General features: G+C 46.4%; 11 protein-coding genes. 2 read left to right on the top strand and 9 right to left on the bottom strand.

The features are described from left to right. The first annotated feature begins 35 nt into the window (after positions 1 to 35). Entirely contained in the window at positions 36 to 1,199 is a 1,164-nt protein-coding gene (locus QZ327_RS10560) for a Xaa-Pro peptidase family protein (RefSeq protein WP_294619107.1), read from the top strand. Between the two features lie 242 nt (positions 1,200 to 1,441). Here QZ327_RS10560 and QZ327_RS10555 read toward each other — a convergent pair whose 3' ends face one another. Genes QZ327_RS10555 through ruvA form a run of 3 tightly spaced genes read right to left on the bottom strand, consistent with a single transcriptional unit; the run spans position 1,442 to position 3,196 of the window. Beyond that, positions 1,442 to 1,567 (bottom strand): hypothetical protein, encoded by a 126-nt coding sequence (locus QZ327_RS10555; protein ID WP_294619105.1) that lies wholly within the window; start codon positions 1,565 to 1,567, stop codon positions 1,442 to 1,444. Beyond that, positions 1,554 to 2,552: a DUF3843 family protein gene (locus QZ327_RS10550; RefSeq protein WP_294619103.1), complete on the bottom strand. Its 999-nt coding sequence runs from the start codon at positions 2,550 to 2,552 to the stop codon at positions 1,554 to 1,556. Before QZ327_RS10550 ends, QZ327_RS10555 begins: the two co-directional genes overlap by 14 nt. Before the next feature lie 41 nt (positions 2,553 to 2,593). Then, positions 2,594 to 3,196, bottom strand: coding sequence for a Holliday junction branch migration protein RuvA (gene ruvA / locus QZ327_RS10545; protein ID WP_294619101.1), 603 nt, complete (start codon positions 3,194 to 3,196; stop codon positions 2,594 to 2,596). A 168-nt stretch (positions 3,197 to 3,364) separates the two neighbouring features. Between ruvA and QZ327_RS10540 the strand changes: the two genes are divergently transcribed. Continuing rightward, positions 3,365 to 4,264, top strand: coding sequence for a diaminopimelate dehydrogenase (locus tag QZ327_RS10540; RefSeq protein WP_294619099.1), 900 nt, complete (start codon positions 3,365 to 3,367; stop codon positions 4,262 to 4,264). Positions 4,265 to 4,377: 113 nt separating this feature from the next. Here the strand turns inward: QZ327_RS10540 and rseP are convergent, their stop codons facing one another. From rseP to QZ327_RS10510, 6 genes are all read right to left on the bottom strand, one after another. Next, the gene (gene rseP / locus QZ327_RS10535; RefSeq protein ID WP_294619097.1) at positions 4,378 to 5,718 is read right to left on the bottom strand and encodes an RIP metalloprotease RseP; all 1,341 of its coding nucleotides are present in this window, start codon (positions 5,716 to 5,718) and stop codon (positions 4,378 to 4,380) included. Positions 5,719 to 5,798: 80 nt separating this feature from the next. Beyond that, complete coding sequence (locus tag QZ327_RS10530) at positions 5,799 to 7,022, bottom strand: 1-deoxy-D-xylulose-5-phosphate reductoisomerase (RefSeq protein WP_294619095.1); 1,224 nt, start codon at positions 7,020 to 7,022, stop codon at positions 5,799 to 5,801. A gap of 52 nt (positions 7,023 to 7,074) precedes the next feature. Further along, positions 7,075 to 7,944, bottom strand: a complete 870-nt coding sequence (locus tag QZ327_RS10525; RefSeq protein WP_294619093.1) for a M23 family metallopeptidase — start codon at positions 7,942 to 7,944, stop codon at positions 7,075 to 7,077. Positions 7,945 to 8,016: 72 nt separating this feature from the next. After that, positions 8,017 to 8,553 carry a ribosome maturation factor RimM gene (rimM, locus tag QZ327_RS10520; RefSeq protein ID WP_294619091.1) on the bottom strand — a complete coding sequence of 179 codons (537 nt, stop codon included), beginning with the start codon at positions 8,551 to 8,553 and terminating at the stop codon, positions 8,017 to 8,019. 45 nt (positions 8,554 to 8,598) lie between these two features. Next, positions 8,599 to 9,903, bottom strand: coding sequence for a UDP-N-acetylglucosamine 1-carboxyvinyltransferase (gene murA / locus QZ327_RS10515; protein ID WP_294619089.1), 1,305 nt, complete (start codon positions 9,901 to 9,903; stop codon positions 8,599 to 8,601). Between the two features lie 139 nt (positions 9,904 to 10,042). Then, positions 10,043 to 10,657, bottom strand: a complete 615-nt coding sequence (locus QZ327_RS10510; RefSeq protein ID WP_294619087.1) for a DUF4290 domain-containing protein — start codon at positions 10,655 to 10,657, stop codon at positions 10,043 to 10,045. Positions 10,658 to 10,692: the final 35 nt, after the last annotated feature.

Below are 10,692 nucleotides of genomic sequence, written 5' to 3'. Positions count from 1 at the left end.
ACCTTTGTATACGTAAACAATAAAACAAGAAAGCGATGCTACTACCGGAATTGAAAATAAGACGTGATAAGATACGTGCGCTCATGGCTCAGCAGGGTATTGATGCGGCTCTTATTGCTTGTAATGTAAACTTAATCTATACGTATGGCCGTGTTGTCAGCGGATATTTGTATTTGCCGCTGCATGCTCCTGCGCGTTTGTTCATAAAACGTCCTAATGACATTGGAGGCGAACATGTCCATGCCATCCGCAAACCGGAACAGATTGCCGGATTGCTGGAAGAGTGCGGGCTTCCCCTGCCTGCCAAGTTGATGTTGGAAGGTGACGAATTGCCTTTTGCGGAGTACAGCCGCCTGGCTGCCTGCTTCCCCGAAGCGGAGGTGGTGCCTTGCGGTACTGCGCTGATTCGTCAGGCGCGAAGCATAAAGACCCCGATTGAAATTGAAATCTTCCGCCGTTCGGGAGCTGCCCACGCCAAGGCATACGAACAGATTGCTTCTGTGTATCGTCCGGGAATGACCGACCGTCAGTTGTCTATCGAAATAGAACGGTTGATGCGTTTGGAAGGTTGCCTGGGCATTTTCCGCGTGTTCGGGCAGAGCATGGAGATTTTCATGGGAAGCCTTTTGGCGGGAGATAATGCCGCTGTGCCTTCTCCGTATGATTTCGCACTGGGTGGTAAGGGGCTTGACCCGTCCTTGCCCGGCGGTGTGAGCGGCACTCTGTTGCAGGCGGGACAATGCTTTATGGTGGATATGGGTGGAAACTTCTACGGCTATATGTGTGATATGAGCCGTGTGTTCTCTATCGGCAAGTTGCCGGAACGGGCGTATGCTGCACATCAGACGTGCTTGGAGATACAGGAAGCAGTTGCTGCAATGGCAAAACCGGGCGCTGTCTGTGAGGATATGTACAATAAGGCTCTTGAGATAGTGGCGAAAGCCGGTTTTGAGGATTACTTCATGGGTGTAGGGCAGAAAGCCAAGTTTATAGGTCATGGTATTGGATTGGAAATCAATGAAATGCCTGTGCTGGCTCCACGCATGAAGCAGGAGTTGGAACCGGGCATGGTCTTCGCTTTGGAGCCCAAGATTGTTTTGCCGGGCATAGGCCCTGTCGGCATTGAAAACTCATGGGTGGTAACGGCAGACGGTTTGGAGAAGCTGACGTTGGGTGAAGAGGAGATTGTGGAGATTTAGGGATTTTAGATTTCTGATTTTAGATTTCAAAGTTTACATGCGGGATAATGGCACGGTTAATTATATATGAGATTGTTTAGAGATATCCCTAAAATAATAAAATTTAAGGCAACTAATTCATTGCGAGTTAGTTGCCTTTTTTTATAGGAATGTTCAGTAAATGTTCCTCTTTATATCTATGAATTATACCGCATCATTATCCCGCATGTAAACTTTGAAATCTAAAATCAGAAATCTGAAAATCACTTCACCCTTCTATTCAATTGATTGTTGGCTTTGGCAGGTTTCGACTTGCCGATTCTCTTTCCCGTCGGTTTGGCTTTTTTGTTCCGGTTGGGATGTGGCTGTACGTTTTTATTTCCCTTCATAATATTCACATAAATAGTAGCGGGCAATGAAGTCCCAGTTCTGCTGTAATATTTCTTTGCCGTTGGCGAATGGCAACTGTACATCAGGCAATATGCCTTTGTTCATGCCGTATTTTATTAAATCGAACGGGCAGGCTCCCGGACAGCAGAAAAGTTTATAGCCTTCGGATGCGGCACGTTCGGCATTGTATATCGGGTTATGCTCTTCGCTAAAGTAGGCGGCTACGTTATGGGCTATCAGCATGCCTTTGGCGTTGGCGTATATGACGAACTCTTTTTTGTTTTGTAAGTCGGGAAGCAGGGAAACGGGCGTGTTTTCCCACTTCAGGGCTTCAATAAAGAATTGGCAAAGTTCTTTGTAATTGGCAAAGTATAGCAGAGACTTGCCGCCGCTATATTCCAAACAACGCTCGACATCCCTGTTCAATCGGGTTGCGGAAGTGATTTCGGGCAGGGGAGTTGAGGGTATTTCCAGCCAATGCGGTTCCATTACCCAAGACGGGAAAGAGGGCTCTTCATTGATAGGGGCTTCTTCAAAAGCTTCGTCCATCAGTCTGTATACTTCTTGGGATAAAGCCAGCAAATCTTTGTCGAACGGGTCTTGCAACGTATATTCATCCGGTTCGTACTGCGCGATGCGGGATTTCAGTGTCCATAACACAAATGCCACGTCTTCCGGATTGATTTCATCGGGGATGTAGCTGTCCGTCAATCGGTAGAAAGGGAGATACGTATGATACAGTGCATGGTATCGTTCGGAGAATGTTTTCCAACCGCCGGACCGGGCAATGGCATCTTGAAAATAGATGCAGAGTGTGATTGCGGCGTCTTTCTGTATCCGGTCGTTTCCTTCGAACAGCGGGGATTGCTTTATCAGCGGGAGCATCCTTGTTGAAAAGGCAAGATACCATCGGTCGCCGGGTAACATACGTATGCGTTTGTTGGCATCCAACCATTGTTTCATGTAAATGGGAACTGGCTTCATAAGGCTTGTTTATTCTTGGTGTATGGATGATGTTTATGGGATTACAGCCTTTTCAAGGCGAGTTTGATAACCTGTTCTACCGGTGCGCCGGGGTCTTCTTTTAAAATTGCCGTTACCACTTTTTGTGAAGCAGCTTGTGCAAATCCCAGCATCGTGAGGGCAGCCACGGCTTCCTCCTGTACTTGTGCATTGGGGGCTGTAAAGGCGATGCCGGCAATGTCGGCAGCTCCTGATGCCATTCCGCCGGTCTTTATTTTGTCTTTCAAATCGACTATCACGCGTTGGGCTGTTTTCAGTCCGATACCTTTCACTGTTTTCAGCAGGTTGGCGTTTTCTGTGCTGATGACATTTATCAGTTCGGCAGGAGACAAGGCTGAGAGAATCATGCGTGCCGTGTTGCCGCCGATGCCCGAAACGGAAATCAGCAACAGGAACAATTCACGCTCTTGCTTGTCTGCAAAACCGTAGAGAATATATGCATCCTCGCGGATAGCTTCATGGATATACAGTTTGCAACTCTTTTTCCCTTGTATGGCAGCGTATGTGTTTAAGGAGATATTTACGGCGTATCCCATGCCGTTACAGTCTATAGTAGCGCTTGCCGGACTCAGCTCGGCAATTTCACCTTTAATGTATTCTATCATAATGATTGTTATTCCTTTTGCTGCGAATGTAGGGATTATTATTGACATTTACTCTCTAAAAAAAGAAAAACTCTGTGAAACTTGCACTCTTTTGTGTTGAGATATAAATTAAAATGCTTACTTTTGTGCTCATAAAATAGAAATTTGATAACTAAAACCGATAAAAGGATGAAAAAAGTAAGAGCAGCCATCGTGGGTTATGGCAATATCGGACATTATGTACTTGAGGCGTTGCAAGCAGCTTCCGATTTTGAGATTGCCGGTGTGGTACGCCGTGCAGGGGCAGAGAACCGTCCTGCGGAGTTGAGTGAATATCCCGTAGTGAAAGACATTAAGGAATTGGAAGATGTGGACGTGGCTATTCTTTGTACGCCTACGCGTAGCGTCGAGAAGTATGCTAAAGAGATATTGGCGCTTGGTATTCATACGGTAGACAGTTTCGACATTCATACCGGCATTCCGGCATTGCGCCGTACATTGGATGCCGAGGCGAAAACTCATAACGCCGTATCTGTCATTTCTGCCGGTTGGGATCCGGGAAGCGACTCCGTGGTACGTACTCTGTTGGAAGCCATTGCGCCGAAGGGCATTACGTACACTAATTTCGGTCCGGGCATGAGCATGGGGCATACGGTGGCGGTAAAGGCTGTTGAAGGAGTAAAGGCTGCTCTTTCAATGACTATTCCTACGGGTACGGGCATACATCGCCGCATGGTTTACATCGAACTGGAAGATGGTTATGAGTTTGACAAGGTGGCTGCCGCTATTAAGGCTGACCCGTATTTCGTAAATGATGAGACACATGTGAAGCTTGTGCCGAGCGTAGATGCGCTGCTGGATATGGGTCACGGTGTGAACCTGACCCGTAAGGGTGTTTCAGGAAAGACACAGAACCAACTGTTCGAGTTCAATATGCGTATCAACAATCCTGCCCTGACGGCACAAGTGCTGGTGTGCGTGGCGCGTGCCGCAATGCGTCAGCAACCGGGTTGCTATACAATGGTGGAAATTCCGGTTATCGACCTTCTGCCGGGCGACCGCGAAGAGTGGATTGCGCATTTGGTATAAGGATACAGAAAGCTGATATATAAAAAAGACGGAAACATGCCAAAACGCCGGGCAGTCGTAGGATATTGACTACCGGTATTGTGGCATGTTTCCGTCTTTTTTATATACCGTTATTAGAAGAAGAACCGGAGTATATCATTGAGGTTTGCCCAAATCAGCAGACCGAACAGTAAAAACATACCTGTCATCTGTGCATACTCCATGAACTTGTCGCTGGGCTTACGGCGTGCTATAATCTCGTATATAAGGAATAAGACATGTCCGCCGTCCAGTGCCGGAATGGGTAGGATATTCATGAAGGCAAGGATGATGGAAAGGAAAGCGGTCATATACCAAAACTGATACCAGTCCCACGTTGCAGGGAAGATACTGCCGATTGTTCCGAAGCCGCCGAGTTGTTTGGCACCTTCTTTAGAAAAGAGGTATTTCATCTGACCGACATACCCTTTCAGGGTGTTTACTCCCAAAGTGACTCCGGCGGGAATAGATGCGAAGAAACTATACTCTTTTTTGACAAAAGGCAACAACTTATTTGTTTGCAGGGACGCGGCGATACCGATTTGATGCAAAGAATCTGCTGTCAATGTTACGGTATCCGTTACACCTGCTCTTATGTAAGTCAGTGTGAAAGAACGGCTGGTACTGTCGTTTGCCGCCTGTTGGCGTCGCTGCATTTCTTCCCTGAAGTCGAAGTAGGCAATATTGCGCCCGTCCAACTGTGTGATGCTGTCGCCCGGTTGCAATCCGGCAAGTGCGGCAGGACGTCCCGGAATAATGCTGTCGATGACAAACGGGTAGCGGAATGATGCGAAGCGCATACTGTCGACAAGCAGGCGTTCCATCATGTCTTCGGGAATGTATACGGATGCTTCCTGTCCGTCGCGCAATACGGTGACTTGACGCGCATCGACGATGCTTGTCAGCATATCGCCGCCATAACGTTCTAAAGGTACGCCATCGGCAGATAACAGTACATCACCGTTGCGGAAGCCGATGGACTTGGCTGTTTCGTTGAAGTCCATACCCAACGGGGCTTTCTGCAAAGGCACATATTCGTCTCCCCATGTAAAGAGTATCATGGAGTAGATGAACAATGCCAGCAGGAAGTTGAACAATACACCGCCTATCATGATTAACAGACGTTGCCATGCCGGCTTGGCACGGAATTCCCACGGTTGTACAGGCTGCTTCATTTGCTCGGTATCCATAGACTCATCTATCATACCTGCTATTTTGACATATCCGCCTAAAGGTAGCCAGCCTATACCATATTCCGTCTCACTGTTTTTCGGCTTGAATTTGAATAGAGTGAACCACGGGTCGAAGAATAAACAAAACTTTTCTACTCGCGTCTTGAATAAGCGAGCGAAGAGGAAGTGCCCTCCTTCGTGGATGATGACGAGCAATGAAAGGCTCATTACAAGTTGCAGGGCACGGATTAAGAATGTTTCCATTTTTCAGAATTATAATTATTTCAGATTTATGATTTTAGAATTTGGAGCTTTTAAAATTCAAGATTTCAATATTTCAGATTTTAGATTTCTGATTTCAAAGTGGCTATATTATCGTTTTGCAGAAAGGTAATCCTAAAATCAGAAACTCTAAATTCTGCGATTTGTTCTTTCGCTATCCGTCTGGCTTCCGCATCGGTTGCCACATAGTCTTCATAAGCAGGTTTCTGTATGAAAGACACGCGTGTCATTACTTTCTCAATGATATCGCTCATGCCAAGGAATGATATTTCATCGCGTAAGAAAGCGGCTACTACCACTTCATTGGCGGCATTGATGATACAGGGCATGTTTCCTGCACAATGCAATGCTTCGTATGCCAATGCCAGATTACGGAAACGTTTCGTATCCGGTTGTTCGAATGTCAGGTCCGTACACAACTTAAAGTCCAGTCGCGGGAAAGATGCTTTCAAACGTTCCGGATAAGAGAATGCGTACTGAATGGGCAGACGCATATCCGGCATTCCCAGCTGTGCTTTCACTGCCCCGTCCTCAAACTGCACCATTGAGTGAATGACGGATTGCGGATGTACCACTACCTCTATTTGGTCGGGGCGTACACCGAACAACCATTTTGCTTCAATCACCTCAAATCCCTTGTTCATCATGGAAGCGGAGTCTATGGTGATTTTGGCCCCCATATCCCAATTGGGATGTTTCAGGGCCTGTGCCTTGGTTACGGTGGCGAGCTGTTCCATCGTACAAGTACGGAACGGACCGCCGGAAGCGGTCAGTATCACTTTTTCGATAGGATTGCCCACCTCTCCGGCTAAACACTGGAATACGGCGGAATGTTCGGAATCTACCGGTAGAATGGGAGTGCCATTGAAGCGTGCCAACTCGTTGATAAGTTCTCCTGCCACGACCAATGTCTCCTTGTTGGCAAGGGCTATTGCTTTGCGTGCACGGATGGCATTCATGGTCGGTTTTAGTCCTGCATAGCCCACCATGGCGGTCAGTACCATGTCGATAGGAGCTTCCGCTACAATCTGGCATAAAGCCTCTTCACCGGCATATACCTTAATAGGCAAGTCGGCAAGTGCTTCTTTCAGTTGTTGATATTTCGTTTCGTTTGCTATTACCACCGCTTCAGGCTTGAACTTGCGCGCCTGGGCAATCAAATCCTCCACCCGGTTGTTGGCTGTCAGGACGTATGCTTCGTACCGGTCGGGATGTTCCTCTATGACCTGTAGTGCCTGTGTGCCGATAGAACCGGTAGAACCAAGTATGGCAATTTGTTTCTTCATCTGTTTTATGGTTTTTCAGATTTATGATTTCAGACTTATTCTTTATTTCTTTTTAAAATATAATGTAAAACTCCGGATTTACCGCTCTTCCTTTGTGCCATAATTCGAAGTGCAGGTGCGGTCCGGTAGTCAGTTGTCCGCTGCTGCCTACTAAGGCAATGGCTTCGCCGCCTTTTACGGTATCTCCTTCACGTTTCAGTAGCGAACCGCAATGTTTGTAGACCGATACAAAGTCCTGGTTGTGCTGTACTTCTATCAAATAACCGGTTTCGGCTGTATAAGTACTTAGAATGACTGTTCCATCCAGTGTTGCCAATACGCTTTCTCCCGGATTGGCTGCTATATCCGTTCCGAAATGTTTCGTTTCTGCATTGAACGGGGATGAAATCATGCCACGGGTGGGGCGATAGAAAATCAGTCCGCTTCTTTCGGGACGTGAAACGCTATTTGTAAGGTTATATTTTTCGGTTTCTTCGTATTGTTTGCGGAACTCGGCTTCGCGTTGTGTACGCTGCATCAGTGAATCCTCCCGCATGATGGTCAGTGAGTCGATGGAACGAACGGTGTCAACCTTTATTTTTCCCAAGAAGATGTCCTGAATATTCATTATGTACAGGTTTTGCCTGTCCACCAGTTGTTGGAGTGAATCTACGCGTAAGGCATTCTCTACAACCTGTGCACGGACTTCACTGTTCATATATCCGGGCAAGTAATTGCGCAACGGAGTGAAGGCGACAATCAGAGAAGTAATCAGAAAGAGTACTGTCAACACGGAAAGCAATACGGAAATACCGTTCAACTTGGACACATGTAACGTGACAATATCCTCAAGGGTATTCTCGTTGGTAATGGTCAGCCTGTACTTAAACTTGATATTACTCCAAAATACTTTTCTTCTTTTTTTCTTCTTATTTGCTGCCACTTATAGATTTTTGTTTAGCTATTTATCGTTTATGTGTTATCGCTCATTTTATTCTTTCCTCACTCATTCTTTTCACACTTCTTCCGTATTGTCCAAGGCAAGCAATCCGTCCGGCAAATCTACTGTAATGATCTTATGCTTTTGGTCGATGCCCACAATAAAATCTTCTTGTGCCGGAATCAGCAATTCTTCTCCTTTATAATCTACCACGAACAAGGTGTTGATGGTAGACGTATCCACATCCGTTACTTCACCCAGTTTACCGTGACGCACTTCCTCTATACGGAAACCTACAAAGAAATCCCAACTGAGTTCCCCCGGTCCGGCTTCCTCGGCATGTTTTACTGGAAAGTAGACTTCGATGTTGGTAAACATTCGTGCACGCTCTGCCGTGTCCACTCCTTCAAGTTTGATGAGTGCCGTAGTGTCCGAACGAAAACGATACTCTTCTATAAAGAACGGTACGAATATCCCGTCCAATAGACAAATGAGATATTCTGTCTCTACACGGTCGAATATGTCATCCGTAAAGGTGAATGACAATTCTCCATGAATGCCGTGAGGCTTGTTGAATATACCTATTTTATATACTTCCTCTTTGCGTATCATGTTGTTTTACTATCTTACTGTTTCATTCACCTTGTTGCCTGTTTGTTATATTCTCGTAATTCTTGCTCCAAGCGCATTCAGTCGTCCTTCTATGTTCTGATAGCCCCGGTCTATCTGTTCTATGTTATGGATACGACTGATGCCGTCGGCGCTCATGGCGGCTATCAGTAGGGCGATGCCGGCACGGATGTCCGGTGATGTCATGTTGCCGCCGCGTAGTTTGAAGTTGTGATTATGTCCGATGACTACGGCGCGATGCGGATCGCACAAAATGATTTGGGCTCCCATATCTATCAGTTTGTCCACAAAGAACAAGCGGCTTTCAAACATTTTCTGGTGAATCAATACGCTGCCCTTTGCCTGTGTGGCAACTACCAGCAGTACGCTCAGCAAGTCCGGCGTAAGTCCGGGCCACGGAGCATCGGCTATTGTCATGATGGAGCCGTCCATGAAAGATTCTATTTGGTAGTTTTCTTGTGCCGGTATGTAGATGTCATCACCACGCTGTTCCATTTTGATACCCAGACGACGGAAACTGTCGGGGATGATACCCAGATTTTCGTATGAGACATTCTTGATGGTCAGTTCGCTTTTCGTCATGGCTGCCATACCGATGAAACTTCCTACTTCAATCATGTCCGGCAGAATGGTATGTTCTGTTCCATGCAGTTCGTCCACTCCCTCGATGGTGAGCAGGTTGGAAGCGATGCCTTCTATCTTGGCGCCCATGCGGTTCAGCATCCGGCATAGTTGCTGTATGTAGGGTTCGCAGGCGGCATTGTAGATGGTTGTTTTGCCTTTGGCAAGTACGGCTGCCATTATGATGTTGGCGGTTCCCGTTACGGATGCTTCATCCAGCAGCATATAACTGCCGTGCAACTGCCGTGCGGATATTTCATAAACTTCCCGTTGCTCGTTGTAAGCAAAAACGGCTCCTAAATTCTGTATTCCGATAAAATGCGTATCCAAACGGCGGCGTCCTATCTTGTCTCCGCCCGGTTTGGAAATCATCGCCTTGCCGAAACGTGCCACCATAGGGCCTACCAGCATCACCGAACCGCGCAGGCTGGAGCATCTTTTCAGGAATTCATCACTTTCCAGATAGGAGAAGTCGACATTGGCTGCTTGGAAACTGTATGTGTTGATACCTTTTTTCTCCACTTTCACTCCCATATCCCGCATCAGCTGGATGAGGTTGTTCACATCCAGTATGTCCGGTATGTTGTGTACCGTTACCTCTTCGGCAGTGAGCAGGGTGGCGCATACAATCTGCAGCACTTCGTTCTTTGCCCCCTGAGGATAAATATCGCCGGAAAGGCTGTGTCCGCCTTCTATTATAAATGAAGCCATCGATTAAGATTTATGATTTCAGATTCTAAGATTTCAGATTTATGATTTCAGATTTTAGACGTAAGATTCCAATCTTTATAATTACACGTTTTTATCCGCATGTTATAAATCTAAAATCTGGAATCATAAATCTGAAATCTTAGAATCTTTTCTTCCGGTTGTTGTTTCTATTATTCTGATTGTTCATCTTCGGGCGATAGTTCTGCTCGATTCGTTCGGTCATCAGACGAAGCAGGCTATCGGTCATTTGCAGTTTGCCATCGGACAGTTCGTGAAGGTCATCCGCTATTTTACGGTCGTCTACGGTATCTTTGTTCCAGGACATGTAGTCTTTCTTCATGTGGTTACATATCAGGGCGACAAGGTTTTGTTTTTCGTCTCCCTCGGGAAAATCGATGGCTTTCTTTATCAGTACTTCCAAAGTTCGGCCATAGTGACGATAACGTATCTTGGTACTGGGATAGGGAACTGTTTCCGGTTTAGTCACGAGGTTGTCTTTGCGGATAATCTCATACGGATAGTCGATGTCCAGTTTGAAGTCGGACATGATGGCAAGATGATCCCAAAGTTTATGTTTGAAGTCGGGCACATCGCGTAAGTGGGGAAACATGTTTCCCATGATGTTGATGATTGTATTGGCACAGCGCTGGCGCTCGGAGCGGTTCTCGATTGTCAGTGCATGATTTACCATATTTTGGATGCTACGGCCGTATTCGGGCAAAGGCATCCGTTTCTGTTGAGTGTTATATTGCATAATCTTTTAGGAATTAACGGTTGTTGATGCCATCC

It is taken from the genome of uncultured Bacteroides sp. (assembly GCF_910578895.1).
GTDB lineage: Bacteria > Bacteroidota > Bacteroidia > Bacteroidales > Bacteroidaceae > Bacteroides.
Note: the sequence above shows the minus strand (reverse complement) of the source record. Positions and strands in the feature narration are given on the sequence as shown.

Excerpts from the sequence above, each read along its gene's own strand:
- QZ327_RS10555 (WP_294619105.1), bottom strand. The coding sequence starts at position 1,567 with ATGAAGGGAAATAAAAACGTACAGCCACATCCCAACCGGAACAAAAAA.
- QZ327_RS10540 (WP_294619099.1), top strand. The coding sequence starts at position 3,365 with ATGAAAAAAGTAAGAGCAGCCATCGTGGGTTATGGCAATATCGGACAT.
- rseP (WP_294619097.1), bottom strand. The coding sequence starts at position 5,718 with ATGGAAACATTCTTAATCCGTGCCCTGCAACTTGTAATGAGCCTTTCA.
- QZ327_RS10510 (WP_294619087.1), bottom strand. The coding sequence starts at position 10,657 with ATGCAATATAACACTCAACAGAAACGGATGCCTTTGCCCGAATACGGC.
- murA (WP_294619089.1), bottom strand. The coding sequence starts at position 9,903 with ATGGCTTCATTTATAATAGAAGGCGGACACAGCCTTTCCGGCGATATT.
- QZ327_RS10550 (WP_294619103.1), bottom strand. The coding sequence starts at position 2,552 with ATGAAGCCAGTTCCCATTTACATGAAACAATGGTTGGATGCCAACAAA.
- QZ327_RS10560 (WP_294619107.1), top strand. The coding sequence starts at position 36 with ATGCTACTACCGGAATTGAAAATAAGACGTGATAAGATACGTGCGCTC.
- rimM (WP_294619091.1), bottom strand. The coding sequence starts at position 8,553 with ATGATACGCAAAGAGGAAGTATATAAAATAGGTATATTCAACAAGCCT.
- ruvA (WP_294619101.1), bottom strand. The coding sequence starts at position 3,196 with ATGATAGAATACATTAAAGGTGAAATTGCCGAGCTGAGTCCGGCAAGC.
- QZ327_RS10530 (WP_294619095.1), bottom strand. The coding sequence starts at position 7,022 with ATGAAGAAACAAATTGCCATACTTGGTTCTACCGGTTCTATCGGCACA.